Origin of the sequence: Pseudomonas sp. SJZ074, assembly GCF_007828215.1 — a bacterium.
Taxonomy (GTDB): domain Bacteria; phylum Pseudomonadota; class Gammaproteobacteria; order Pseudomonadales; family Pseudomonadaceae; genus Aquipseudomonas.
Genome location: NZ_VIUE01000002.1, coordinates 374,119 through 399,782, shown reverse-complemented (window position 1 = coordinate 399,782; position 25,664 = coordinate 374,119). Strand labels below are relative to the sequence as shown.

Genomic DNA, 25,664 nt, shown 5'->3' with positions numbered 1-25,664 from the left:
CCATGGCGCACAAAAGTGAAGAACTGATCATCGAAGCGCTGGACGTTCACAAGTCCTTCGGTGACTTGCAGATCCTCAAGGGCATATCCCTGCAGGTTCGCCGCGGTGAGGTGGTGGTGCTGATCGGCGCGTCAGGGTCCGGCAAGACCACCTTCATCCGCTGCATCAACCTGCTGGAAGACATCCAGGGCGGACGCATCCGTGTCAACGGCCAGGCCATGGGTTACCGGGAACGGGCCGATGGCAGCCTGGTGCGCGATTCGGAGCGCAACATCGCCCGCCAGCGCCGGGACATCGGCATGGTGTTCCAGCGTTTCAACCTGTTCCCCCACATGACCGCCCTGGAGAACATCATCGAGGCGCCGATCCAGGTCCTTGGGATTCCGCGTGCCGCCGCGTTGGAACAGGCCCGCAGCCTGCTCGCGCGGGTCGGCCTGGCGGACAAGGCCAGCCATTACCCCTCCATGCTCTCCGGCGGGCAGCAACAGCGCGTGGCGATCGCCCGGGCGTTGGCGATGAAGCCCCAGGCGATGCTGTTCGACGAACCCACCAGCGCCCTCGACCCGGAAACCGTGGGCGAGGTGCTGGAGGTGATGAAGGAACTGGCGCAAGAGGGCATGACCATGGTGGTGGTGACCCACGAAATGGGGTTCGCCCGGGAAGTGGCCGATCGTGTGGTGGTCCTGGACCAGGGCGAGCTGATCGAGCAAGGCCCGCCGGAGCAGATTTTCAGCCACCCCAGTCACCCGCGTACCCGGGCCTTTCTCAGTCGTGTGCTCTGACTCATTTTGTAGGTGAAGAGAGTTTGTCATGTTGAAATTTTCTGCTCACGAGTACCCGTATCCGTCGCAACGCCAGAGCGTTTTCGCCCGCCGAGGCATGGTCGCCGCTTCTCAGCCACTGGCCGCGCAGGCGGGTATCGAAATCATGCAAAAGGGCGGCAACGCCATCGATGCGGCCATCGCCACGGCGGCGGCGCTGACCGTAGTGGAGCCCACCGGCTGCGGCATCGGCGGCGATGCCTTCGCCTTGGTCTGGTGCAAGGGCCAGTTGCACGGCCTCAATGGCAACGGCCATGCACCGGCGTCCCTGAGCGTCGAAGCGGTGCAGGCCGCCGGCCATGAACGGATGCCCACCTACGGCTGGACGCCGGTGACGGTGCCCGGTTGTCCATCGGCCTGGGCCGAGCTGTCACAACGCTTCGGCAAGCTGCCCTTTGCCGATCTGTTGCAACCGGCGATCAGCCTGGCGCGGGGTGGTTTTGCCGTGTCGCCGGTGGTCGCTCATCAATGGCAGATCGCCTTGAAGGAGTTCACGCCCCAACGCGACCCGGTGCTGGAGACCTGGTTCGATACCTTCCTGATTGAAGAGCGTGCGCCGCGGGCCGGGGAGATCTTCCGCAATCCGGCCCAGGCCCGCACCCTCGAAGAACTCGCCGCCACCCGTTGCGAAAGTCTCTATCGCGGTGCTCTGGCCGAGCGCCTGGATGCTCATTCCCGTGCCACCGGCGGCTACCTGCGCAGCACCGACCTCAAGGATTATCGCGCCCAGTGGGTGGAGCCGATCCACATCAACTACCGGGGCATCGACGTCTGGGAAATCCCGCCGAGCGGGCAGGGCCTGGTGGCCTTGATGGCGCTGAATATCCTCGAGGGCTTCAACTTCGATCACCGCGACAGCCAACAGACCTGGCATCGCCAACTGGAAGCGATGAAGCTGGCCTACAGCGACGGCCTGCATTACATCACCGATCCGCGGCATATGCGCGTGGCGGTGGCCGACCTGCTGAGTGACGACTACAGTGCCCGGCGCCGTGGGCAGATCGGCGAACAGGCCCAGCCGCCCGAGCCCGGCGACCCCCACGCCAGCGGCACGGTGTACCTGGCGACCGCCGACGAAGAAGGCAACATGGTTTCGTTCATCCAGAGCAACTACCACGGTTTCGGCTCCGGGGTGGTATTGCCCCACAGCGGGATTGCTTTGCAGAACCGCGGGCAGGAATTCAGTCTCGACCCGACGCACGCCAACTGCCTCGCGCCGGGCAAGAAAACCTTCCACACCATCATCCCCGGCTTTCTCACCCAGAACGGTCAGGCCCTTGGTCCCTTCGGCGTCATGGGCGGCTACATGCAGCCCCAGGGACACGTGCAGATGGTCATGAACCTGGTGGACTTCGGCCTGAACCCCCAGGCGGCCCTGGATGCGCCGCGCTGGCAATGGCTGGGCGGGATGAAGGTCGGCATCGAGCACGGCGCGTCACCGGACCTGGTCAACGCCCTGGCGCGCCGTGGCCATGAGGTACAGGTCAGCAGCGACCTGACCGACTATGGTCGCGGGCAGATCATTCTCCGCGATCCGCTCAGCGGTGTGTTGTGCGGTGGGACTGAGCCTCGGGCGGATTCGCATATTGCGGTCTGGTAGCCCAGGGGCCGGCCGTGATATCGAGCGACAGTTCGTTGCGACGGTTCCTGACGGAAGTATCCAGGTGCGCAGTCTCGATAGGGCAGGAAGACGTGTGCGCATTGTGTCAGTTACCGGCCCATCCGCGATGTTTTCCTGTCCGCCCTTTGCCCGGGATTACAGGGGCATCTTCAACAGCGCCTCATAATCGGGGCTGATTTCCGCCAGGATCATCAGGGCCGCGGCCCCGACCGCAACGGCGTCAGGGCCGGCGCCAAGCGAGCCTACCGAACACCCGCTGCTGGAACCGTTCACCATGATCCAGGGGTTCTACCTGATGGCTGCCCGACTGGCCGAGGCTCGCGGACGTGATCCTGACCAGCCGCGGTTGTTGAAGAAAGTGACCGAGACGCGGTAACGCGGGGCGCGGGGGGGGCCGCTGGGGAGGACAGAGGCATCGGTCCGTCACAGGGTACATAGCCTCCTGAGCGCCGATACAACGTCTGCATGGCACCGCTCGGTGAGCGCCCCCGGATACTGATCGAACATGTGCGGTACGCCGGGATACACGTGGAGCTCCACCGGGACGCCAGAACGGGAAAGCTTCAGCGCAAAATCCACGTCTTCCTCCAGGAACAGGTCCAGTGCTCCGACGCAGATGAAGCTGGGTGGCAGGCCTTGCAGGTCCGGGGCAAGGGCCGGTGAGAACAGCGGCGCGCGTTCATCGTCGAGGGCATATGAACCTTGCATGCATTGCCAGCAGAACTGATTGGCTTGCCGTCCCCAACCGATCTGTCCGCCCGTGGGATTATCGACAGGTGCGCTCGATGAGCCGGTTCGATGATCGAGCATCGGGTAGATGAGTACCAGTCCGGCCATGGAGTGGTGTTGCCTGTCCCGCACGGCGATCGCCAGCGCAGCGGCGAGTCCGGCCCCGGCGCTGTGCCCCATGACCACCAATCGGCTCATGTCCAGGCCAAAGGGTTTGCTGTTGTGCTCCATCCATTCCAGGGCGGTGTAGCAGTCTTGCAGTGGCGCCGGAAAGGGATGCTCTGGAGCGAGCCGATAATCCACCGCCACTATCGCTATCTTCAGCGTGTTGGCGAGGTCGGCCAGGTAGTCGTCAACCATTTCGGGGCAGCCCAGGACAAAACCGCCGCCGTGAATGTACAGCAGGGGGGCCAGCGCCTGATGTTCAGCTGTCGAGTCGGGCCGATACAGGCACAAGCGGACCCCCGAAGGCTCCGGCGAATCAGTCGTCCATTTAACTTCGCAGCGTGCGGCCTGCGCTGATTTATATCCGCGGCTGACCCGATGCCTGATGTCAGCAAGCGTGCCGGGTGTCCAATGGCTGGCCGGTTCATCCAGCAAGAATCGATACGAAGGGTCCAGTAGCTCAGTAGCGTCCATTCGTCACTCCTTGACAAGCGGGAGCCGGCAGCCCCCGGGTTTCAGCACCTACAGCCAGCTTTTGATTTGCGCGCAGACCGCCTCGGTCGAAATGCCGTAGCGATCGTGCAGCGTCGGAAGCGCACCGGCATCCAGGAAGGCATCGGGTAATGCGATCTGCCTGAAGGTCGGCGTGACGCCGTTGCGTAGCAGTACCGTCGCGACCGCTTCACCCAAACCACCAATGATCGAATGGTTTTCGGCAGTGACCACCAGGCGTCCGGACTTGCGCGCCTCGGCGAGAAGGGTCTGCTCGTCCAGCGGCTTGATGGTCGGGACGTGGAGCACGGCGACGTCGACGCCATCTGCCTGAAGCTTCTGCGCAGCCTCCAACGAGCGCATGGTCATCAGGCCGGTGGAGATGATCAGCACGTCCTTGCCGGTGCGCAGGGTCTTGGCCTTGCCGATTTCGAACTGGTAGCCGTACTCGTCGAGTACCAACGGCACGTTGCCGCGCAACAGACGCATGTACACCGGCCCGTTGTGCGCGGCGATGGCTGGCACTGCCTGTTCGATTTCGAGGGCGTCGCACGGGTCGATGATCATCAGGTTCGGCATCGCGCGAAAGATCGCCAGGTCGTCGGTGGCCTGGTGGCTTGGACCGTAACCGGTGGTCAGCCCGGGCAACCCGCAGACAATCTTGACGTTCAGGTTTTCTTCGGCAATGGCCATGCAAATAAAGTCATAGGCACGGCGTGAAGCGAACACGGCGTAGGTGGTGGCAAAGGGCACGCAGCCTTCGCGGGCCATACCCGCGGCGGCGCTCATGAGCAGTTGCTCGGCCATGCCCATCTGGTAGAAGCGATCCGGGTGGGCTTTGGCGAAGATGTGCAGATCGGTGTATTTCGACAGGTCCGCCGACAGCCCGACGATGTCCGAGCGCTGCTCGGCCAAAGCGGCCAGTGCGTGGCCGAACGGCGCGGAGCGGGTCGCCTGACCTTCGGAGGCAATCGAGGCGATCATGGCCGACGTGGTCAGGCGTTTCTTGCCGCTCGAAGGGGTTTTCACACTGCTCATACGGTTCTCCCGACCTTCAGGTTATTCAATGCCAGATCCCATTCGTTCTCGTCGACGCGAATGAAGTGGGTCTTTTCACGGGTTTCGAGGAAGTCAACGCCCTTGCCCATCTTGGTGTCGCAGATGATGACGCGCGGCTGACTTCCCTGATGGCTGCGCGCGGCGTCGAATGCACCCACCAGCGCGGCGATATCGTTGCCATCCACCCGTTGGGTGAACCAGCCAAAAGCCTGCCAGCGGTCGACGATCGGTTCGAACGCCAGCACCTCGCTGGCGTGGCCGTCGGCCTGCTGGTTATTGACGTCGATGATTGCGATCAGGTTGTCGAGCTTCCAGTGCGAAGCCGACATCGCGGCTTCCCAGGTCGACCCCTCATTGAGTTCGCCATCGGACAAGAGGTTGTAGACGAATGCGTCCGATTGTTTGCGTTTGAGCCCCAGGCACGCACCCACGGCGATACCCAGGCCATGGCCGAGGGAACCACCGGTGATTTCCATGCCAGGGGTGTACGCGGCCATGCCAGACATCGGCAGACGGCTGTCGTCCGAACCATAGGTTTCCAGCTCATCGAGGGGGAGGACTCCGGCCTCGATCAGCGCGGCGTACAGCGCAATCGCATAGTGCCCGATCGACAGGTAGAAGCGGTCGCGTTCCTCCCATTCGGGATTCTGTGGCTGATAGCGCAGCGCATGGAAATACGACACGGCTAACAGATCGGCGGCGCCCAGGGCTTGGCCGACATAGCCCTGACCCTGGACCTGGCCCATGCGCAGTGCATGGCGGCGGATGTTATGGGCGCGATCTGCCAAGGCCGATAGCGGCGTGATAGGGGAAGTGACAGTCATGGTGACGACTCCAGGAACTTAACGATTGACCGAGGCGGCCGGGATTCGCAGTACCAGCCACGCGCCGATGCACAGCACGCAGGTGATCAGGTACATGCCGATAGCGCTCGAGCCTGTTGTGGTAGTGATCCAGCCAATCAGGTACGGCGAACAGAAACCGGCCAGATTGGCAAAGCTGTTGATGCCGGCGATGCCCGCCGCGGCGGACACACCGCCGAGCAGCGTCGTGGGTAGTATCCAGAACAGTGATGAGGCGGACAGCACGCCGGCGGCTGCCAGGCACAGGCTCAGCACCGAGAGCAGCAGGTTGCCCCCCAGCAGGGCCGCCAGCGTCAGGCCTATCGCGCCGGCGATCATCGGTGCAACCAGATGCCAGCGACGCTCACGGTGCTTGTCGCCGCTGCGGCCCATCAGCAGCATCGCGGCAATTGCGCAGAGGTAGGGCAGGCTGGTGAACAGGCCAATGTGCAAGGGGTCGGAAACCCCGGCGTTGCGAATCAGCGTTGGCAGCCAGAAGGTAATTGCGTACTGGCCCATCACCACGCAAAAGTAGATGCACGCCAGCAACCACAAACGCCGGTCGCGGATGAATTCCCGTGGCGAAGCATGGGTGACCTTGCGGCTGTTGTCTTCGGCGAGCTCCTTGTTGACCAAGGCCTTTTCATCGTCGGTCAGCCAAGTGGCCTGATGCACACCGTCCTTCAGGTAGGTCAGCACCAACAGGCCTACGATCACGGTGGGAATGGCTTCGATGACGAACATCCACTGCCAGCCGCTCCAGCCATGAAAACCTGCGAACTGATTCATGATCCAGCCCGACAGCGGGCCGCCGATCATGCCGGACAGCGGGATGGCGATGAACCACAGGACCGTCATCTTGGCCCGGCGATAGGAGGGGAACCAATAGGTCAGGTAAAGCAGCAGGCCAGGTGCCAGGCCTGCTTCGGCGATGCCCAGCAAAAAGCGCAGGGTGTAGAACTGCCAGGCCGTCTCGACGAAGGCGAAGAGCGCGGAGATGATCCCCCAGGAGATCATGATCCGGGCAATCCAGCGGCGAGCGCCGACCTTGTGCAGGATCAGGTTACTGGGGACTTCGCAGAGAAAATAGCCGAGAAAGAACATCCCGGCGCCCAGTCCATAGACGGTTTCACTGAGGGACAGGTCGCTCATCATCTGGAGTTTGGCGAACCCCACATTGACCCGATCCAGATAGGCGCACAGATAGCACAACATCAAAAAGGGCATCAGGCGCCAGGCAGTCTTGCGGTAGGCATTGGAGCGCACGGTCGAAACCGCGTCGAGCGTCAGGGTGGTCATCATGATGGTCTGATCTCTTGTTTTTATAGACCGCCAGGCGCTACCGCCCGGCGCATCATCGATCCAGAACAGCGCGGGCCGTTACCGACCCGCTTGGGTGTCATCAGTGAATCAGCATGCCGCCGTTGACATCCAGCGTAACGCCTGTGAGATAGGAGGACAGGTCGCTGGCCAGGAACAGCGCAGCGTTGGCCACGTCCTGGGCGGCGCCCAGACGACCCAGCGGAATACCCTCGATGATCGCGTGACGCCGTTCATCCTGCATCAGGCCACCGGTGATGTCGGTATGGATCAAGCCGGGTGCAATCGAGTTCACCCTGATCTGGTCCGGACCGAACTCACGAGCCATGGCCTTGCCCAGGCCCAGGACGCCCGCCTTGGCGGCGCTGTAATGCGGGCCGCCAAAGATGCCACCGCCCCGTTGGGCTGAGACCGACGACATGCAGACGATACTGCCCGACGCTTGAGCGCGCATGGTGGGGATCACGGCCTGGGACATCAACAGCGTGCCACGCAGGCTGACGTCGAGCACTTTGTCGTAGTCGCCGGGACGGATGTCGAGGGTCTTGATGGGTTGGGTGATCCCGGCGTTGTTGACCAGCACGTCGATACGGCCGAAATGTTCGATGACGTGGGCGACGGCCTGCTTGACCTGGGCTTCGTCGGCGACGTTGGCCGCAAGGCCCAGGTGGCCTTCGCCCAACGCGGCAGCCGCGTCGCGTGCAGCGGATTCATCCAGGTCCAGGATCACGACGCGGGCACCATGCAGGGCGAAGGTCACGGCAGTGGCGCGGCCGATACCGCGTTCCGATGCAGCGCCGGTAATGATTGCGATTTTGCCTTGAAGCAACATGAGCGGTTCCTCTGATTGTTCTTATGGTTCGATGGGTGATCGATGATTCAGAGTGTTCCGAGCGGGAGGGGTGAGCAATAATGCAAACTTCACTGGTTGATGAAAAAAATTCAGCTCTCGTCAAAGCGAGCCTCGGATGGTTGAATACGTTGACGTCAAGAAACCCTAAGAAAACTGCGCGGAGCATTCATGCGCCATGACGACAACACGCCAGCGAACCTGCCACCGCTGAGAGCTATTCAGGCCTTCGAGCAAACCGCTCGGTTTGGCAACCTGGCCAGGGCCGCGGAAGTTCTCGACCTGACGCCTTCGGCAATCAGTCATCAATTGGCGAAACTGGAAGCGATGATCGGTCGCCAACTGTTCGTGCGCGCGGCCCGCGGCGTAACCCTTACCCCTGTCGGCGAGCAATATCTCAAAGACATTTCCGGGCTGTTGCACAGCCTGGAAGTGGCGACGGAGCGGGCCTCCAGCGACATCAGCCTCGACTGCCTGAGGCTTCACTCGTCGCCCAGCTTCGGCTTGCTCTGGTTGATGCCGCGCCTGGAGGCTTTTCGCCTGAGCCATCCGGATATCCAGATCAATCTGTCCTGTTCGTATGAGTCGCTGCATTTCAGCCGGGACAAGATCGACGTCGACATCCGCCATGGTCAGCCGAACTGGCCGAGCTACGAGGTGCGAACCGTGCGCAACGAGACCTTCGCGGTCCTGGCGTCCCCGGCACTGCTCGCGCGACACCGTGTCACCAGCGCGGCGGATCTGCTGGAAAAGGATCTGATTCTCTCCGAAGCTACGTTGCTCAAATGGCCTGAGTGGTTTGCGCAACACGGCCTGGCACGACCGGAAAAACCCTACGCATTGAGTTTCGACCGTTCTTACATGACGCTGGAGGCCGCGAGCCACGGCCTGGGGTTCGCCCTCGAGAGCACGTTGCTGGCGCAGAAATACCTTGTCAGCGGTGCGCTGGTCGAAGTCGCGCCGCAGACCTTGAGCGCCCCGGTAGCGGCGCATCACCTGGTGTTTCCCAAAGCCCACTCGGGCTTTCCCAGGGTGCGGCGTTTCCTGGAGTGGATGGAGAGTGAGCTGGGGCATGGTTTTGTGTTTTGACAGTTGCGGGCGCTTCCGGACGGTCAGTTCCTTTTGACCCGCGCAGTTGGAAGCCTGTCATGTCCGCGCAATCAGCGGGCAAGCAAACCCGCCAGCACCTCCTTCAGGCCGGTGTGCCCTTTGCGAGGGAGGCCTTCGAATCGAATCCAGCCTTCGTTGAAACCGTCGAGCATCTGAATCCTGGGCAGCGGGTTGTTCATGCCTTGGGAGCGGAATAGCGACTCCCAGGTGTCGCCGGGCACGACTTCCATTCTCACCGGCTTGCCGAGCAGTTCCGAAAACGCGGCGGCGATGTCGTTGGGCGTTACAGGGGATTCGTATTCCAGTTCGATGATGCGTTTGCCGTGCCAGTCCTCCTGCAACAACTGCGCGCTCATTCGACCTACGTCGGCAGTCGCGATCATGGGAATCGGCTTGTCGAGAGGGTGGAGAAAGCTTGGAATCACACCGCTGTTCCTGGCCGGTTCAATGTCCCAGAGGCAGTTTTCCATGAACCAGGCAGGTCGCAGGAACGTCACGGGCAGCTCCAGCGTGCTGAGGCTCTGTTCCAGCAGCTGCAGCTGGTTCAACAGATTAGGCTGACGAGCCTGTGCGCCGATGGTTGAAATACACACGATCTTTTCAGGTCGAGCGGTGGCGAGCGCAGTGCGCAGGTTTTCGATGATCCGGCGCGTTTCCCCAAAGCCCTCGGAAGGGTCGAAATTGGGCGGCAGCAGGATGAACACGCCAGTGCTGGCACTGAACGCATCGATCAGCGTGTTGAGGTCATTGACATCGGCCACCACGATTTCGCAACCTTTTCCGCCCAGGCCTGACCTTTTTCGAGATCACGCACCACCACCTTGACGCGCTGGCGGGCAGCCAACAAGGCACGTGCAACCTCAGCGCCGACCTGACCTGTTACACCCATGATCGTGTACATATGCCGTCCTCATTCAGAGCGACCCGATGTCGCTGTCGTTGAATTATTGCGGCGCCGCAAAACATCTTCGATATCATCAATGTCATTAGTTTGATGATGAGGAATCATTAATGAGTTTCGATGGACGCTTGGTCAGCGGAATGGGGGTGCTGTCGGCCGTGGTGGAGACCGGGAGCTTCGTCAGGGCCGCCGAGGCGCTGGACATGACCCAGTCCGGGGTCAGTCGGGCGGTTGCACGCCTGGAGGCGAGGCTCGGCATCCGGCTGTTCGACCGCACCACCCGTTCCGTGAAGCTGACTGACGAGGGGCGGCGCTTGTATGAGGAAATCGCACCGTTGCTGGCAAGCCTGGAGGAGGCCGCGACGCTGGCTTCAGGCAGTGCCACGGCGGTACGTGGACGGTTGAGAGTCAACGTCGACCCGTACTTCTCCCGACTGTTCCTGGCGCCGGCGCTGGGCGGCTTCATGGCTACCTATCCCGCCATCGAGTTGGACCTGGTGACCCGCGAGCAGTTGGGCGATCTGATCGCAGACGGGATGGACCTGGCCGTGCGCTTCGGCGAGCCGCCTTCGTCTTTACTGATCGGGAGGCAGTTGCTGCAAACCCGTGTCCTGACCGTTGCTTCTCCGGCCTACCTGAAAAAGCATGGTCGCCCCCTGCACCCGACCGAACTGGAAAGCGCTGGGCATGTATGTGTTGATTTTCGCGATCCGCAAACCGGCAGGGCCTTCCCCTGGGAATTTCATCGAGGCGCCGAGCGGCTGAGCGTCAAGACCCATGGGCGGCTGATGGTCAACGATGTAGGCACGATGCATCGGATCTGTGAAGAAGGCCAAGCCGTTGCCCAGGTATTGGCGTTGGGTGTGGAGCCCGCTTTGCGGGCGGGCACACTGGTCGAGCTGTTCCCGGACTGGCCGGATGAGTATTTTCCACTGTACGCCTTGTACCCCTCTCGGCATCTTCCTCCGGCCAAGGTGCGGGCGTTCCTGGAGTTCGTGGTCGCGCTCAGTCGTTAGACGGATTTCTTTCCTGCCGATTGGACGCTGCCGCCGGTGTCGTTATTTCATGTCCCTGGCCTGCACCCACAGTACGGCGTCTTGGGACAGGGGTTTGCCCTTGTGGGTTTTCGTCGCACCGATGTTGAGTGCCGCGATGCCCCACCAGCCGGCCCGGGGCAGGCCGATGGTCACGACACCTTCGGCATCGGCGTAGGTGCTCAGCACGTTGAAGGACGGTTGCGGAGCAGCGACATAGGCTTGCTGCCCAAAGGCGTTGTGCTCGAAGTCGATGGCATGGTTGAGGTATTCGATTTCAACTCTGGCGTTCGGAACGGGCTTACCGTCGGCCAGCACCCGGGCGCGGAACACGCCGCCGGTCCAGTTCGCATAAGGTTTGCTCAGGGGCTGGATTTCCACCGGCAAGTCCTGGGGCTCTGCCCATTGGCCGGGCACGCCGCCGACGTTGACGATCAGTTTGGTGAACTGCTGGATGTACAGGTCTTCCTCGGTTTCCAGGTAGGGCTCGGGTTCGAGCAGGAAGACATGGTCGCCCATCGAACGCATCAGCTCCCGTGGAATCGTCGCGCGATAGGCGGCCGCTCGGTTATCGCGGGTGTGCCATTCGACCGGCCGCAGGTATTTGAGCAGATCCTGCTTTTCCCCGGCCAGCGAGCTGGTGTGGCTGAAGGCCCGGGGTTCACCCATGACCATGGTGGGGCCGCCGGCGAAGGGGTGGGTGAAGACGACCGCGAACTCCAGTTGTTCCCCACGCTGCAATGCCGTTTCCTCGACATAGAGCATCTGGAAATGCGCTTGTGCGACGCCGGTCAGGCAGATGGAGGCAGCGGCAAGGGCCTGGAGCAGTGTTCTCTTGTTGATCATGGGCGGTTTCACTTTGAGATGTCGGAGGACTGGATCGTGACGTCATGGCCGTCGCCGCCGAGGAACAGCACCGAGTAGTTTCCGCTCGGGGGTTGGAACCGGTAGGTGTTGTCCTGGCCGACGGCGCCTTCGAACAGCACTTTGTCGCTCATGTCCCGGACATGGATTTTCCGGCCGGCGGCGGAACTGCCGTCGGTGAAGCCGGCCTCGCACTTCACCCAGTCATCGCTGTCGATGTAGCAGTCGAAAACGGGCGCATGGGCGAAGGCCGCCTGGCAGAACAGCAGGGCACCTGCCATCGATAGCCGATGTACTGAACGGGGTAATTTCATAAGGTCTCCACGGTCGGCTTGATTATTGGGGCGGCGAAGGCGGCCAGCAGTGCATCCAGGTTCGAGCGCAGGAGCGCCTCGTACCCGTTGGCCGGGTCGGCGAATAGGCCCGGGTTACCCGCGTCCAGAATCAGCAACCGAGCGCCGCCGTCTTCGATGGCCTTGGCGATCCTGGCGTCCGGCGCCCATTTGTGGACGACTACGTGGATGTTGCGCTCGCGCAGGTATCGGGTCAGCGCGGCGCGGTCGTCGTCGCTCCAGTCGACGTCCTGCCGGACAAACCAGCCATCGACAAAGATGTCGAATTCGCCGAACAAGTAGATGAATTCGTTGGCCAGCGACAGCACCCGTGGATCCGGCAGTTCCACCAGCCGGGCGTCGTACTCGGCCTTGAGCTGGCGCAATCGGTCCTCCAGCGTGGCGAGGTTACGGATGATCCGAGGCGCATCGGCGGGGGACAGGCGCACCAGGTCGGCGGTGATCAGCGCCGACATGCGCATGGCGTTGACAGGGCCGAGCCAGGCATAGGGCGACGGGCCGACACCGACATCACGCGGGCCGGCCCAAGGCACGTCGTTCGCGGGTGTACGGACCACCGCCACGCCGGGCTTGATCGGGTCCCAGGAGCGCGAGGCATCGATTTCGATGATCCGCAGGTTGTGGCGACGGGCGGCCGCAAACAGCGGATCGGCACGCCAGAGGCTGCTCAGGGTGACCACCGCGTCGGCCTGCTGGAACACCTTGGTGTCCAGGCGCGACAGCGCATTGGCCTGGCTTTCCATGGGCACGGCAGCGTCCGATGGAATACGGAGCACCTCGATGCTCGTACCCTCGCTGAGTGCCGAGGTGAGCGCATGCACGCCCGGCAGTGCGACCAACACCCGCGGACCGGCGAAGGCATTGAGCTGGCTGCCCAGCAGCAGTGCCAGCACCACCAGCCAGGATCGACGTGACAGGCTGAGCGGCTTCATACGCTGGCCCCCCTGAATCGGGACGTGGAGGCGCGGATGACGGCGGTCACGACAAACACCAGGGCGGCGATGATCACGATCGCACCGCCGGTGGGCACGGGGATCTGGTATTGCATCGGTGCCAGGATGCCGAACACGCAGGCAAACGTTGCAATCAGGATGGCAAGGGTGACCAGCCCCGGGAGCGAACGGCTGACATTGCGCGCGGCCGCCGCCGGTATCAGCAAAAGGGCTTCCACCAGCACGGCGCCGATGATCTTCAGGCAGGCGACCGTCACCAGGGTGACGAGCACGACGAACAGGTATTCGACGACACGCACCGGTACGCCGCGGGCATGGGCCAGGCTCGGGTTGAGGCTCGCCAGCAGAATGCTGTTGTACAGCGGCAATCCGACCAGGGCACAGGTCGCCGTGACGATCAGCAGCACGTTCATGTCGGTGTGGTCCACCGCCAGGATGGAGCCGAACAGCACGCTTTCCATCACATGGGTGTTGATCTTCGCTGACACGAACAACAGCAACGAGGCGCCGACCGCCAGCGAGATCGACAGGAACACACCGATCAGCGTGTCGTTGGACAGGGTGGTGCGGTGCTGGGTGTACTTCAGCGTCAGGGCGAACAGCACGCAGAAGCCGAACATCGACAGGTAAGGGGAGGTGTAGGATTCGCCGATCAGCACGCCAATGGCCACGCCAGTCATCGCCGCATTGCCCACCGCCTGGCTGAAGAAGGCCATGCGCTTGATCATCACCATGGAACCCAACACACCCAGCAACGGCCCGATGAGCAGTGCGCAGAGCAGCGCGTTGATCACGAACTCGTATTCGAACGGCTGCGGCAGCAGGTGGCTCGCGGCAAGTGCCTGGAGGTGGTCGCGGATGAACGTGTAGAAGGCGTTCATCGGCTGCTCTCCAGATGCTGGGCGACCTGATGGGGCGGCCTATCGAATATCACCCGCTGGTTGATGCCGGTGACCGACTGCGCAATGCGCCTGACCTGGCCCAGGTCATGGTTGATCCAGAGAATGGTGACGCCGCTCTGGTGCAGCTCGGCCACCAGCGCTTCCACCAGGAGAATGCCCGCTTCGTCGATGCCGGCGGTCGGCTCGTCGAGGATCAGTAGCCAGGGCACCGGAGTGATCGCCTGGGCCAGCAGCACACGCTGGCGTTCGCCACCGGACAGGCTGCCAAAGAGCTTACCGCCCAGTCCGGCAACGCCGGTACGCTCCAGGGCTCCGGCGTTGGCCGCCCGGGTGGAGCGGGCCGAACCCAGGAACGCCGGCCGGCGTTGACCAAGCAAGGCCATGACATCGTTGACGGTCATCGGCACGTTGCGGTCGAAGTCCAGCAACTGCGGGACATACCCCAACGGTTTCGCAAGCCCGCCTTCAAAGCGGATAACCCCCGAATGCGGCATCTGCCCCAGCAGCGCGCGCACCAGGGAAGTCTTACCACCGCCGTTCGGACCGACCAGGCAATGGAGGGCGCCGGCCTCGATCCGGAAGCTCACCGCGTCCAGCACTTGCGTACCGCCCAGTTGCAATGAAACGTTATCGAACACCACGGCGGGTCCGCGCATCGCTGGTTCCTCACTCATTGTTGTTGTGTGAACTCGACGGCCTCGGCCAGGGTTTCGAGGTTCTCGCTCATCGCCACCTCGAATTCGTCGGCGCTGTAGGTGCTGCCGGTGATATGGGACAGGGCGAAGACCCGGACGCCGGTCGCCGCCTCGATGGGTTTGGCCAGGTCGATGGAAAAGTACTTCTCGGCGAACAGCACACGCACGTTGGCTTTCTTGATCGCGTCGATGGTATTGGCCAGCTGCCGCGCAGTCGGCGCAACGCCGTGACGCGGCTCGATGACGGCGCTCACGAACAGGCCGAACTCCTGCATCAGGTAGTCGTAGCCGGCGTGTGTGCTGGCGCACCGGAACGAAGACAGGTCCAGGTTGGCAAACCGCGTCATGAAGCGCGCCCGCAGCGCACGGATACGGCCGGCGTAGGCCAGGGCGTTGTGTCGATAGACAGCCGCGTTGTCCGGGTCCAGTTCGCCCAAACGGCGGGCGATTTCGAACACCTGTTGTATCGCCGCGGTGGTGGAGACGAAGGTATGCGGATTGACCACCTTGGCACCGTCCTGGTCGCCGCCGATGGGGATGAGGGCAACGGTGGCGTTGGCCTGGATGATCGGCAGGTTCTCGCTGCGCCCGGCGGCCTTGACGATCTGGAAGGCCCATTGGTCGTGGCCGATGCCATTGACGACCAGTGCATCGAGGCTCATCGCGCGGGTGATGTCGGCGGGTTGCGGTTGGTAGTTGTGTGGGTTCGCCTCCGCCGGAATGAGCGCAACGACCTCCGCCCGATCGCCGACGATGTTCGCCACGAAGCTGTAGTAGGGATGCAGGGTGACGCCGACCTTGAGCTTCTTGCCCTGGGCGTGTGCCTGGCCGAGGAGCAGGAGGGCGGGTATCAGCATCAGCAGCGCGATCCAGCGGCGCAGCGGTACCCGGTGTTTCGCAGGGACGGTCATGGCTGGGTTCCTTTTACGCGTTCGACTTCGCGGGTACCGTCATAGGGGATGACCTGGCGCCAGCCTTTGCTGACCAGCGATTCGGGTTTGACGATGCCCGGGTAGGGGGCATTCGGGTCCCGCTGGACCCAGATCGTCGCCTGGTTGGCCCACATGACACCCGCATGGGCGTGCCCGATCACCAGCAGGTAGGCGCTCTGGCCCGGCACGTTGCCGCCGGAGCCGTAGTAGACGGTGGCGCCTTGGCCCAGGGTGGCTTGCGAGACATCGTTGACGCTCTTGTCCGCAGGGGGCGCGTCGTCAACGTGCTGGTCGCCGGAAGGGCTGTGGGGCTGGTGGGTGCCAGGCAGAATCAATTGCCAGCGCACCTGGCCGTTTCTCTTCCAGAATGCGTCGCGGTAGAACGGCGGCAGCGCCAGGTCCTGGGCATGTTCCAGGGTGATCCAGCCGCCGGTATCGTTGTTGAACCAGATGATCTCTTCACCGGCAGGCAACAGTGCGCTATGAATGGCCTGATCGACCGTACCCAAGCCATCGAAGGAACGCACTTGCCAGCTCAATGCAGTGGGTGGGCCGACTGCCTGGGGGCGCAGCACTACATAACCGGCCACGCCGACGATGACTGTCAGAGTCGCCAGCAGCATTGCCAGGGACTCCCACCGACCGGACACCGGACGCACCACATTGACTGCTTCGCCGTGGTCGCCGCCGGGCAGGCCTGTGGTGGGCCGACGCCAGCGTGGCAGTAGGCGCGCCATCAGAAAAACGCGATCCAGCGGCCAAGGCAGATCACGCCAGCCCACAACACCATCGAACCGAAGCCGGCGACACGGGCACGGCCGGGGGGCGGTAGCGTCGTGTCCCATTCGCCGATCCTGCGAAAGACCCCCAGGTGAAAAATCCCCATGTTGAGGCCCGCCAGCAGCAACAGCCCCATCTTTGCCCAGAAAACCGGGTTCTGGGCATAGGTGGAGGCGTTGGAGACGAACATGAGCAGACCCGTGATCACGCATGTCGCAAAGGCGACCCAGGTGTACGGCAACAGTTCCTGGATCAGCCGTAGCGCGCTGCGGCGATGGGATGCAATGCCGAGCAGGCGTAAGTCCACCACGGCGATAGTCCCGAACACCAGCGCGATACCGATCACGTGTACCGATTCCAGGGTTGGGAAGGCGAAGCCCGACTCTCTGATCAGGGAGGTGACAGAGGTGGCCTCGAGGGCTTGCAGGTTCGATTGAATGTCCATGGCAAATACCTGAGAGCGTTTGTTGAAGATGCGCGCCGTTAGATCGTGTAGGCGATCCAGCGGCCGCAGAAGATCACCACGCACCACAAGGCGATCGACAGCCAGGCCTGCGTCTTGACCAAACCGTCCGTGCCTTCGCTGCGTGTCGGATCGGCAGGGCGCAGCAAGGGGCGCCGGACCCACCAGGCCAGGGTGAACGCACTGACCACCAAGGCCATTTTCAGCCAGAACGTCGAGTTGACGAGCACCCGGTCCGGCTCGCCGACGGTCATGACCAACCCCGTCAGGAGCAGGACGATGAGCGCATTGCGCATCCATGGGTAATAGCGACGGATGACGCCGCGCATGGGCTCGTCCGTGGCGAACACACCGGCCAGCCGAAGGTCGGAGATGACGGCGGAGCCGAAGATCACCGCGATGGCCACGATATGAATGGATTGGACCGTGGGCACGACCCAGAGCATGTCCCTGATGGCAGTACTCACCGGTGTGGCGTAGAGCCAGTCAATGATCGGTGCTGATGACATGTGCTTTCTCCCACTGTGGGTTAGAAGTCTTGGGGTTTGGCGATCGGACGCAGGCCAGGCGCATCTTCCGGGAGGAGATAGCCATCCTTGATCGAAATGGCCTTGGCGTTCTCGAACTGCTGTTCGTAGTTGCCGAAGCTGCCATAGCGTTGCCCGAGCCGGTCCTTGGTGTAGGGCACCTTGGTGTCGTAGATCAGGCCGCAGCCGGTTTCCTGATCCGTGAGGTAGGTCGCGCTGGGCACTTGCACCCACGGCGGACGCACGCCGCCTTGCAGGTTGCCGGTAGCGGGGTCGCGCACGACAGTTTTGCCCTCGCGTAGCACGCGGGGGGCCTTGGGCATCGGTTTGCCCTCGCGCACCCATTGGTCCATGCCATCGAGGAGTGCCGAGACCACCCATTCTGCCGGCTCGTCGTACAGCGTCTGGCACCGTGGGTCGTCGCCCTTGCCGATGTCTGCCGCGACGTGTTCGGTATGCTCCGTACTGAGGTCGGCCAAGCGCAGGTGCGGCATGCCGGTCACTTCGTAATAGCGCAACTGCGGGCTATCGGTATCGGGCGGTAGATCGATGCCTTCGAGCACGTCGTGCATCAGTTCGGACTGGCTATAGACCGTCACGAACGGCACGCCGGCAGGCATCTGCCGTGGCACTCGGATGACGTCGCCGCCGACCTCGCCGTAGGCCATGCGGCCGGTCATATAGCCGTCGATCAGCGGCGCCGCGTCGGGCATGCGCCATTGCTGGTGCCGGCCCTGGTCGAGGTAGTCCATCCAGACCTGCGCCGTCACGGCCCAACTGTTGACGTAGACCCGATGCACGTCGAGGTTCGCCAACGGGCCTTGCGCCGAATGGGTCTTCAGCAGCAACGCCAGCTGCGCGCCGATGCCCTGGGACTGCGGCACGAATGGATCGGGCCCGTTGCCGCGGGTGAAGCGTTCCGGATCGTAATAGCTGCCCAGTGGTGCATAGCGTGCATAATCGAAGCGGCGCATGAACTCGAAATTGACGATGCGTCCGTATTGGGCGATCTGCTCGGCCTCGGCGGCGAGGGTTTCCGAAATGAACTTGGGGTCCACTTGCGGCTTGTTGATGTTCAACGTGTAGCCGACGTAAGCGTAACCGCGACGCAACAGGTAATCGCGGGTCAGGATCCAGCCGGCGCCGCGTTCGCCGAACCAACTGAACGGCTCTATCACCACCGTGCCATTGAAGCGCGCCGGGTCCGCTGGCCTACGGACCAGGATGCGCGTGGTGTAGGGCGCCTCGAAGAGGCTTTTGCCCGCGGCGGTGATGGCCGGCGCCACCCCTTGCAGGTAAAACTCCTCCTCGACGTAGCCATGCCGGTTGAGGTCGCTGTATTCGGTACCCTGGGTGTTGGCCGACGAGAGCGGTGGCTTGCCTGAAGGTGGCACCGGAACCACGGTGGGCATCCTGGGCACCTCTGCGAACGCGCTCGACAGCAGGAGCAGCGACACAAGGGCGCCCTGCAACGATGGCCGCAGGATGTCGAAGGGCATCAGTCGTTCCATCCGGTGACTCCAAAGGGTTGTCGAAGGGGTTGTGGCGTCAGTCACGGCGCAGGCTCGTCTTGCCCTCGCTGTCGATCACGATCTGATTGTTCTCACAAACGTATTCTTGGATGCGGTAGTCGGAGCGCTTGTATTCGAACGTGAAGCGATAAGGTGTGTTGAGCACCTGCGGATCTTCGATCAACACTTGGTCTTCCAGGTGATTCGGCGCGGTCAGCCGCAGGCGTTCGGTGATCTTCATGTCCTTGCTGTGGGGAACACCGTAGAACGCCACGTCATCAGTGCGCACGCCCAAGGTTTCCACAACAAGGGTGTCGCCTTCCCAGTGGCCCCGCGAATGGCCTTGATAGGTCGGGTCCAGCTTCTCCTTCGGCGGCATCGCTTCGTTCAGGAAAATCCGCCGCACCTGTTGGAGATACTCGCCCAGGACCACCACTTGCTTATCGTCGTAGATGATCTGGATCGGGAAGAGCGCCGCCATCAGCACCGGCATGCCCTCCGGCAGGCATCGGGCGCTGGTGGTGGCCAGCGGCGTGCCGGCTTCGTTCGCCGCGGCTTCCTTCTTCTTCAGGTCGGCGTACTGACTGGCGTAGGGCTCCTTCAGGTCCATCGGTCCGCCCGGATGCACCGGATCGTCCGGATTCTCGCCGAACCAGTCGTCCGGGGTTCTTTCCCAAGTGCCGCTGATGTCGGGAGCCCTGGTTGCGCCTTGTTTGGGCGTTATCGCCATGCTCAGCCCGGCGAATGTCATGCAGGCGACGCCCAGGAAAATCATTGCCGGATTCAAGGTACGTGTCGGTTTCATTCAATCGTCTCCACCCTGTTGGTTTTTGCCATCGAGTACCCATGAAGCAGGGGATCGAGCGGACTCATCCGCCGCCCGTGAGCACGACGTCACCGATCTTGATTTCCACCAGCAACCCACCAGGATCACCGTTCTTCAGCGGCTTGTAGGTGACCTCGGCGTTCTCGCCGGCCTTGATCGAATCCGCCGTCCAGCCCGTGCGGCTCAATGCGTTGACGCTGCCGGTCTCGATCTTGATTTTCTGGGGGGGCGGGCCGGGGATATCGAGGTAGATCGCGATATGAGGGTTGGTCCAGGCAAAGCGCTCGACGACACCCTTGACCGTGATCGTCCTGGTCTGGTCGAAAATCGCGAACGAATGATGGGCCGTGGCAACGGCGGGAAGGACGCCGCAGGCGACGATGGTCAGCAGGCGAAGCCCCTGACGGAATGACGGAAAGGATGGCGTGGGGGTCATGACAGGGCCTCGTTCTTATGCGTTCTTATGGGGCCAGCATAAGGGCGGCAGGAGCGGGGGCCGTAACCCAAAACGGCAACTTCTCAAGCCTCGAAAACTGTTTCTACCCATCACCGTGGCGACTGACGTCGAGGACGAGCGGCCCGTGACACTTGCTGATTTGGGTTACCGCTTGCGCAACCCGAGCCGAAACACTCCCGTCTCGCCTCATAAATATAAAAACAGGAGAGACGTCATGCGCACCCCCATCTACGCCCCAATGCTTTCATTGGTCGCACTCTGTACGTTCGAGCCGCAGGCCCATGGCTACGAGCTCTATAACGAAGGCGATGGCACCACGGTGTTGAACGCCGACCTGTGGGCAGGGTTTGGCTGGTTCGGCAGCCAGAAGAACTACATCGCAGACCCGGAGAAGGAACCTGGCAGGATGCGTTGGCAAGAAGGTTTCATCAAATACGGCCTGAGCGGCACGACCGACAAGATCGAAGCCGGCTCGGTCTACGGCGGGTTCAGCGTGATCAGTACAGGATCTTGGGGTGACGGCGACCCGGGAGCGATCACCGACGGGACTGAAAGAAGAACCGCCGTGGAAGACGCCTATCTGGGTTGGAAATCAGGTGACATGATCCCCGCACTGGGCCCGGATGGGGTTGATTTCTCTTTCGGCCGGCAGCTCGTCACGGTGGACGGGTTTCTGATTACCGATGATGGCTTCAACCCCGGAAAGGCCTTCAGCCCCATCGAGGGTGTTTCCGATGGCCGATTCGATCGCGGCGGTGCTTTTTACCTGGGCTCACGGTTGGCCTTTGGCAATACCGCTGTTTTGAAACTGGGAGGTACAGACGGCCTTCACGGAAGTCTGATATGGTTGAAGTCGGATAACCCCGGACAGTCCAAGACTGAAGTGGCCGCTGCCACCGTCGACTATACGACGCCTATTGGCTCGATCGGTTCGACTTACGTGCACGGCCTGGATGTCGAAAAGCGGTATGCCTTTGCTGATCGACTTGAGCGCAAGGGCATGGACATCTACAGCATCCGTGGACAGGGCAACGCCGGAATCGAGAATGCCGATTTCGCCTTCGAGGTGGCGCGACAGGAAAAGCGTTCGGGGTCGCAGCGGGCAATGTTCTTCGACGCCGGCTACACCTTCGCCGACGTCAAGTGGCAACCGACGGTCAGCTACCGCTATGCGCGCTATTCCGAAGGCTGGGACTTCCTGTTCCAGGGCGGCTACCGCAAGCGCTACCAAGGTGAGGTCGCAGTGAATTACGCCGGCTCGCTCACCTCGAACATGGAGACCAACGACGTGCTCCTTTCCGTCAAACCGAACGAAAAGTTGACCCTTAACGCGATGGCCTTCGACTTCCACCAACTCTCCGATCGACAAGAGCAGGATTACAGCGCCCGCGAGGTCGATCTTTTTCTGGACTGGATGGTGACGGATAACGTCACCCTGTCGCCCCTGGTTGGTTTCTACAAGCCCAACAAGTGGCTCGGGAACGGTGGGCTGCAAAGTGGGAGCGCGGGCACGAACACTTACTTCCAATTCATCGTCTGGATGACGTTCTGAGCAGTCGCTCGTAGAGTGATGAAGCAAGTCGCTTGACCAGGAGCGCCACTCACCGTGGCGCTTGTCTGTATGACGGGATATAGCATCGGGGACGTTGGTTTCGTAACGGCTCCTGGCATGAAAAAGGCGCGGACCTCTTTGCCCGCGCCTCATCCAGTCAGATCATGCGACGCAACACGTCTTTTTGCGGATCCCGGTCGAGGAACCGATGCTTGAGGGCGCCGGCGATGTGCAGCAGGATCAGGACGAGCAGGGTGTAGGCGAGGACTTTGTGCAGCCATTGGAACACGACGAACCAATCGTCATTTTTCGACAGCAGCTCCGGGAGGTTGACCCCGAAGAAGAACACTCCGTCGCTCATCGTGTAGGTGCTCGACATGGAGTAACCCATCAACGGCACGATCACCAGAAGACCATATATGACCCGTTGCACAAGGTTTGACACCACCTGTTCTGGTCCGGTCAGCGTGTGCAGCGGCTTCGGCAACCTAGGCGTCATGTAGCGCAGGGCGATCTGAACCAGGACCACCAGGAACGTCAACACGCCGAAGGATTTGTGCCAGGGATAATAGAACTCGTACTTGCTTGCCACTTCATCGTTCATCCCGGTCATGTGCCAGCCTGCCCAGAGGAGACCGGCTACGAGCACGGCACGCACCCAGTGCAACAGCAGCAGGGACGTTGGATACCGATCAATTATCGCTTGATTTGTGGTGTTCATCGCAGTCGCCTCATCAATCGTCAAAGACATCGGGAATGCACTTTGAACCACCACCCTCGACGCCTCGCAGGGTTTGGAGGGTGGTTCGCTCAGTGCACTATTGTTCTCAGGCAGGCAGCAGTACGGTGATGACCTTCTCCTCGGTGTAGGCCAGTGCGCCGCTGAATCCACCTTCACGGCCGATACCGCTGTCCTTGACGCCGCCCCAAGGCAGGTTCGCATCCAGCGGGCTCCAGCAGTTCACGCCCACGGCGCCGGCTTTCACCGCTGCGGCGACGCGATGGGCTCGTACCAGGTTGCTCGTCCATACCGTGGCTGCGAGGCCGTAGCTGGAATCGTTGGCCAATGCGACAGCTTCTTCCTCAGTATCGAAGGCGATCACCGTGCCGACCGGGCCGAAAATCTCGTCCCGGGCAATAGACATGTCATTGCGGGCATTGGCGAAGATCGTCGGCCGCACGAACCAGCCCTGCTCAGGGTGCGATACACCACCGGCCAGCAGCGTAGCGCCTTGATCGATGCCCAGTTGGATGTAACGGTTGACCCGATCGAACTGCGCTTTCTTGGCCACCGGCCCCATCTGCACATCGGGCTGCCGAGGGTCACCCACCTTGATGGCACACGCAGCGTTGGCAAGCGCCGCGGCGAAGCGCTCTGCGAGGCTGCGCTGGACCAGGATGCGCGAACCGGCGGCACAGACCTGGCCCTGGTTGGCGAACAGGCCGAGGGTACAACCAAACAGCGCATCGTCGAACGGCGCGTCGTCGAAGACAATCTGCGGGCTCTTGCCGCCCAACTCCAAGGCCACGCGTTTGAACAGCACTCCGGCGGTGCGCTGGATCTCGCGTCCGGCCTCGGGGCTGCCGGTGAAACTGATCTTGGCGACATCCGGGTGTTGGCACAAAGCGCGGCCGACTTCCTCACCGTAACCGGTGACCACGTTGATCACACCGTCCGGGAAACCTGCTTCCTGGGCCAGGGCCGCCAGATGCAGAGCGGACTGCGGCGTTTCTTCCGAGGGCTTGATGACCACGGTGCAACCCGCCGCCAGCAACGCGGCGAGTTTCCACACGGTGATCATCAGCGGTGAATTCCAAGGCACGATGGCACCGACCACGCCCACCGGCTCGCGTACTGTGTACGAGAGAGTCTTGGTGCCAAAGTAGCCGCTGGAAGGGATGGTACGACCTTCGAGCTGATTGGCCCAGCCGGCGGCGGCACGCAGGTTGGCGAGCACGTTGGGAATGTCCAGGCGACGCGGCTCCATTGGCGAGCGCCCGATGGCGTCGGCGTCCATGTCGGCGAGCAAGTCGGTGTCGCGTTCCACCAGGTCAGCCAGTTTCAACAGCAGCCGGCCGCGCTGGGCGCCGTCGAGCTGGCTCCAGGCGCCACCTTCAAGCTGCTTGCGGGCGGCTGCCACGGCACGATTCACGTCCTCGGCCGTACCGCGCGCGGCGCTGCCGTAGACCTGTTCCGTCACAGGGTTGATAAGACTGGTTCGACGGCCGTCGGAGGCCTCGAAGGAGCCGCCTTCGATGAAGTGATTCAGATGCTGTGTCATGTTTGGATCCATGAATGTTGTGCAGTGGGCAGGTAGACCCGTTTCATGCCTTGAGGGACGCCAGGGCGTCACCGAAGATGTCCAGCGCCTTGAAGAACAGCGCGCGCGAGATCGTCAGCGAAGGCATGACACGCATCACGTTGCTGTAGCGACCGCAGGGAATCATCAGCACGCCATGGTTCAGCAGGTAGCCCATGAGTTGGCCAATCCTGGCGCCTTCCAGAGGGGCCTTGGTGACCGGATCTTCCACCAGTTCGATGCCGATCATCAGGCCGCGACCGCGCACTTCACCTACGAACGGGCTGTTGAAGCCACGGATACGCTCCTGCGCCTCCAGCCCCAGCGTGTGCGCACGGTTGAGCAGATCGAGTTCCGGATCCTGCAGGATGCTGATGTTGGTCAGCGCCACGGCGGCGGACAACGAGTTGGCGGCGAATGTATTGGGCACCGAGCCGTCAGGAATCGCGGCCGCCAGGTCCGAGCGCATGATCAGGCCCGCCATGGGCAAGTCGCTGCCGATGCCCTTGCCGAAGGTGAGCATGTCCGGCTTGACGCCCGAGTGCTCGACCGCCCACATCTTGCCGGTACGCCCGGCGCCGGATTGCACTTCATCAACGATCAGCAACGCGCCGCTGCGGTCGCAAGCCTTGCGCAGAAGTTGCAGGAACTCAGGCGAGGGCGGCACGTAGCCGCCTTCGCCCTGCACCGGTTCGACGATCACGGCGGCCACGTCATCGGCGGCGGTGTAGGGGGTATTCAGCAAATAGTCCACGTAATCGCCGGCAATCTGCTCGGCGCTTTTGTGGGTGGTGTCGAACGGGAAGCGGTAGGCGTAAGGGTAGGGCGCGTGAATGACGCCGCCCATCATGGCGCCGTAGCCCTTGCGGTAGGCCGTACCTGTGGTCAACGCGCCGGATGCGTTCCACACGCCGTGGTAGCCTCCGTGAAAGGCGATGATCTGGTGCCGCCCGGTGATGCGCTTGGCGAATTTGACCGCGGCCTCCAGCGCATCACTGCCGCTTTGGGTAAAGAACGTGGTGCAATCGCCACGCAAGCCATCGGGCGCGATCTCGGATATCTTGGCTGCAAGCTCGGTGCGTCGGGTGCTGTTGACTTCCAGGGCGTGCATCAATACTTCGGACTGTTCACGGATGGCCTGCACCACTTTCGGGTGGCAGCGGCCTACGCTGCTGACGCCCACGCCGGCGGACAGGTCGATGTAGGTGTTGCCGTCCGGGTCCTTGAAGGTCGCGCCGAACGCCCGGTCCATGGCCACCGGCATGCGTCCGCCACCGCGGGCCATGGACTCGGTACGCGCCGACAACACCAGGGCCTCGCGGGTCATGGGGCCGGGCAGGGTGCTGGAAATAATTCGCGGGGCATCCGCGAAGTGGAGGGATTCAAGTTTGGCTTCACTCATGACGGTCTCTCTGGGTCTCGGTTGTAATGTGCCGATCATCTCCAGCGAGAGCCGCCAGCCGGTAGCCCGAATCGGCACATGGATTAATTGCGCTGAAGGAGGCGGGTGATATTTCGCTATGGAATTTTGTTGAATTCCTTTATTGTGCGAATATCGGTCATGGAGGCAGGATAAAAACAATAATATTTTAGAGGCTTTCGCAT

28 protein-coding genes are annotated in these 25,664 nt (G+C 62.3%); 5 read left to right on the top strand and 23 right to left on the bottom strand.

Going from position 1 to position 25,664, the window contains the following annotated elements:
• Nucleotides 1–2: 2 nt before the first annotated feature.
• Nucleotides 3–782 (top strand): amino acid ABC transporter ATP-binding protein, encoded by a 780-nt coding sequence (locus FBX99_RS04165; protein WP_144922542.1) that lies wholly within the window; start codon nucleotides 3–5, stop codon nucleotides 780–782.
• A 28-nt stretch (nucleotides 783–810) separates the two neighbouring features.
• Nucleotides 811–2,421, top strand: a complete 1,611-nt coding sequence (locus FBX99_RS04160; RefSeq protein ID WP_144922539.1) for a gamma-glutamyltransferase family protein — start codon at nucleotides 811–813, stop codon at nucleotides 2,419–2,421.
• A gap of 156 nt (nucleotides 2,422–2,577) precedes the next feature.
• Here the strand turns inward: FBX99_RS04160 and FBX99_RS28835 are convergent, their stop codons facing one another.
• The 6 genes from FBX99_RS28835 to FBX99_RS04130 all read right to left on the bottom strand — a co-directional run bounded on the left by FBX99_RS28835 (nucleotide 2,578) and on the right by FBX99_RS04130 (nucleotide 7,881).
• The gene (locus FBX99_RS28835) at nucleotides 2,578–2,718 is read right to left on the bottom strand and encodes a hypothetical protein (protein WP_178111848.1); all 141 of its coding nucleotides are present in this window, start codon (nucleotides 2,716–2,718) and stop codon (nucleotides 2,578–2,580) included.
• Nucleotides 2,719–2,865: 147 nt separating this feature from the next.
• Nucleotides 2,866–3,810, bottom strand: coding sequence for an alpha/beta hydrolase (locus tag FBX99_RS04150; protein ID WP_144922536.1), 945 nt, complete (start codon nucleotides 3,808–3,810; stop codon nucleotides 2,866–2,868).
• A 48-nt stretch (nucleotides 3,811–3,858) separates the two neighbouring features.
• The gene (locus tag FBX99_RS04145; protein ID WP_144922532.1) at nucleotides 3,859–4,866 is read right to left on the bottom strand and encodes a transketolase family protein; all 1,008 of its coding nucleotides are present in this window, start codon (nucleotides 4,864–4,866) and stop codon (nucleotides 3,859–3,861) included.
• The gene (locus FBX99_RS04140) at nucleotides 4,863–5,711 is read right to left on the bottom strand and encodes a transketolase (protein ID WP_144922529.1); all 849 of its coding nucleotides are present in this window, start codon (nucleotides 5,709–5,711) and stop codon (nucleotides 4,863–4,865) included. Before FBX99_RS04140 ends, FBX99_RS04145 begins: the two co-directional genes overlap by 4 nt.
• A gap of 18 nt (nucleotides 5,712–5,729) precedes the next feature.
• The gene (locus tag FBX99_RS04135; RefSeq protein WP_145130706.1) at nucleotides 5,730–7,031 is read right to left on the bottom strand and encodes an MFS transporter; all 1,302 of its coding nucleotides are present in this window, start codon (nucleotides 7,029–7,031) and stop codon (nucleotides 5,730–5,732) included.
• A 100-nt stretch (nucleotides 7,032–7,131) separates the two neighbouring features.
• Nucleotides 7,132–7,881: an SDR family NAD(P)-dependent oxidoreductase gene (locus FBX99_RS04130; RefSeq protein WP_144922523.1), complete on the bottom strand. Its 750-nt coding sequence runs from the start codon at nucleotides 7,879–7,881 to the stop codon at nucleotides 7,132–7,134.
• Nucleotides 7,882–8,070: 189 nt separating this feature from the next.
• Here FBX99_RS04130 and FBX99_RS04125 point away from each other — a divergent pair, with 189 nt between their 5' ends.
• Nucleotides 8,071–8,988 (top strand): LysR substrate-binding domain-containing protein, encoded by a 918-nt coding sequence (locus tag FBX99_RS04125; RefSeq protein ID WP_144922520.1) that lies wholly within the window; start codon nucleotides 8,071–8,073, stop codon nucleotides 8,986–8,988.
• 71 nt (nucleotides 8,989–9,059) lie between these two features.
• On the opposite strand, the gene FBX99_RS04120 is transcribed toward FBX99_RS04125, so the two are convergent.
• A complete protein-coding gene (locus FBX99_RS04120; RefSeq protein WP_256662454.1) occupies nucleotides 9,060–9,770 on the bottom strand; it encodes an NmrA family NAD(P)-binding protein in 711 nt (236 codons plus the stop codon).
• Nucleotides 9,740–9,910: an NmrA family NAD(P)-binding protein gene (locus tag FBX99_RS29100; RefSeq protein ID WP_256662453.1), complete on the bottom strand. Its 171-nt coding sequence runs from the start codon at nucleotides 9,908–9,910 to the stop codon at nucleotides 9,740–9,742. Before FBX99_RS29100 ends, FBX99_RS04120 begins: the two co-directional genes overlap by 31 nt.
• Before the next feature lie 110 nt (nucleotides 9,911–10,020).
• Between FBX99_RS29100 and FBX99_RS04115 the strand changes: the two genes are divergently transcribed.
• Nucleotides 10,021–10,926, top strand: coding sequence for a LysR family transcriptional regulator (locus FBX99_RS04115; protein WP_144922518.1), 906 nt, complete (start codon nucleotides 10,021–10,023; stop codon nucleotides 10,924–10,926).
• A gap of 42 nt (nucleotides 10,927–10,968) precedes the next feature.
• Here FBX99_RS04115 and FBX99_RS04110 read toward each other — a convergent pair whose 3' ends face one another.
• From FBX99_RS04110 to FBX99_RS04055, 12 genes are all read right to left on the bottom strand, one after another.
• Nucleotides 10,969–11,790 (bottom strand): DUF4198 domain-containing protein, encoded by an 822-nt coding sequence (locus FBX99_RS04110; protein ID WP_144922516.1) that lies wholly within the window; start codon nucleotides 11,788–11,790, stop codon nucleotides 10,969–10,971.
• An 8-nt stretch (nucleotides 11,791–11,798) separates the two neighbouring features.
• On the bottom strand, nucleotides 11,799–12,122 hold the full coding sequence (locus tag FBX99_RS04105; RefSeq protein ID WP_256662452.1) for a hypothetical protein: 324 nt from the start codon (nucleotides 12,120–12,122) through the stop codon (nucleotides 11,799–11,801).
• The gene (locus tag FBX99_RS04100) at nucleotides 12,119–13,093 is read right to left on the bottom strand and encodes a metal ABC transporter solute-binding protein, Zn/Mn family (protein ID WP_256664002.1); all 975 of its coding nucleotides are present in this window, start codon (nucleotides 13,091–13,093) and stop codon (nucleotides 12,119–12,121) included. The genes FBX99_RS04105 and FBX99_RS04100 overlap by 4 nt, the downstream gene beginning before the upstream one ends.
• Nucleotides 13,090–13,995 (bottom strand): metal ABC transporter permease, encoded by a 906-nt coding sequence (locus FBX99_RS04095; RefSeq protein WP_144922514.1) that lies wholly within the window; start codon nucleotides 13,993–13,995, stop codon nucleotides 13,090–13,092. The genes FBX99_RS04100 and FBX99_RS04095 overlap by 4 nt, the downstream gene beginning before the upstream one ends.
• The gene (locus tag FBX99_RS04090; protein WP_145130704.1) at nucleotides 13,992–14,672 is read right to left on the bottom strand and encodes a metal ABC transporter ATP-binding protein; all 681 of its coding nucleotides are present in this window, start codon (nucleotides 14,670–14,672) and stop codon (nucleotides 13,992–13,994) included. Before FBX99_RS04090 ends, FBX99_RS04095 begins: the two co-directional genes overlap by 4 nt.
• A 14-nt stretch (nucleotides 14,673–14,686) precedes the next feature.
• Entirely contained in the window at nucleotides 14,687–15,622 is a 936-nt protein-coding gene (locus tag FBX99_RS04085; RefSeq protein ID WP_144922510.1) for a metal ABC transporter solute-binding protein, Zn/Mn family, read from the bottom strand.
• Entirely contained in the window at nucleotides 15,619–16,380 is a 762-nt protein-coding gene (locus FBX99_RS04080) for a DUF6162 family protein (protein WP_178111849.1), read from the bottom strand. The genes FBX99_RS04085 and FBX99_RS04080 overlap by 4 nt, the downstream gene beginning before the upstream one ends.
• A complete protein-coding gene (locus FBX99_RS04075) occupies nucleotides 16,380–16,868 on the bottom strand; it encodes a DUF6644 family protein (protein WP_145130702.1) in 489 nt (162 codons plus the stop codon). The genes FBX99_RS04080 and FBX99_RS04075 overlap by 1 nt, the downstream gene beginning before the upstream one ends.
• Before the next feature lie 38 nt (nucleotides 16,869–16,906).
• The gene (locus FBX99_RS04070; RefSeq protein WP_145130700.1) at nucleotides 16,907–17,395 is read right to left on the bottom strand and encodes a DUF6644 family protein; all 489 of its coding nucleotides are present in this window, start codon (nucleotides 17,393–17,395) and stop codon (nucleotides 16,907–16,909) included.
• A 20-nt stretch (nucleotides 17,396–17,415) separates the two neighbouring features.
• Nucleotides 17,416–18,924 carry an alpha/beta hydrolase domain-containing protein gene (locus FBX99_RS04065; RefSeq protein ID WP_145130698.1) on the bottom strand — a complete coding sequence of 503 codons (1,509 nt, stop codon included), beginning with the start codon at nucleotides 18,922–18,924 and terminating at the stop codon, nucleotides 17,416–17,418.
• 37 nt (nucleotides 18,925–18,961) lie between these two features.
• Nucleotides 18,962–19,729 (bottom strand): hypothetical protein, encoded by a 768-nt coding sequence (locus FBX99_RS04060; RefSeq protein ID WP_144922501.1) that lies wholly within the window; start codon nucleotides 19,727–19,729, stop codon nucleotides 18,962–18,964.
• Between the two features lie 64 nt (nucleotides 19,730–19,793).
• Entirely contained in the window at nucleotides 19,794–20,186 is a 393-nt protein-coding gene (locus FBX99_RS04055) for a DUF6152 family protein (protein WP_144922499.1), read from the bottom strand.
• Between the two features lie 235 nt (nucleotides 20,187–20,421).
• On the opposite strand from FBX99_RS04055, the gene FBX99_RS04050 reads away from it, so the two are divergent.
• Nucleotides 20,422–21,759, top strand: coding sequence for a hypothetical protein (locus FBX99_RS04050; protein WP_144922497.1), 1,338 nt, complete (start codon nucleotides 20,422–20,424; stop codon nucleotides 21,757–21,759).
• 157 nt (nucleotides 21,760–21,916) lie between these two features.
• Here FBX99_RS04050 and FBX99_RS04045 read toward each other — a convergent pair whose 3' ends face one another.
• From FBX99_RS04045 to FBX99_RS04035, 3 genes are all read right to left on the bottom strand, one after another.
• Complete coding sequence (locus FBX99_RS04045; protein ID WP_144922495.1) at nucleotides 21,917–22,480, bottom strand: cytochrome b; 564 nt, start codon at nucleotides 22,478–22,480, stop codon at nucleotides 21,917–21,919.
• Nucleotides 22,481–22,586: 106 nt separating this feature from the next.
• Complete coding sequence (locus FBX99_RS04040) at nucleotides 22,587–24,041, bottom strand: aldehyde dehydrogenase (protein WP_145130696.1); 1,455 nt, start codon at nucleotides 24,039–24,041, stop codon at nucleotides 22,587–22,589.
• A 43-nt stretch (nucleotides 24,042–24,084) separates the two neighbouring features.
• Nucleotides 24,085–25,461, bottom strand: coding sequence for an aspartate aminotransferase family protein (locus FBX99_RS04035; protein ID WP_145130694.1), 1,377 nt, complete (start codon nucleotides 25,459–25,461; stop codon nucleotides 24,085–24,087).
• Nucleotides 25,462–25,664 lie beyond the last annotated feature (203 nt).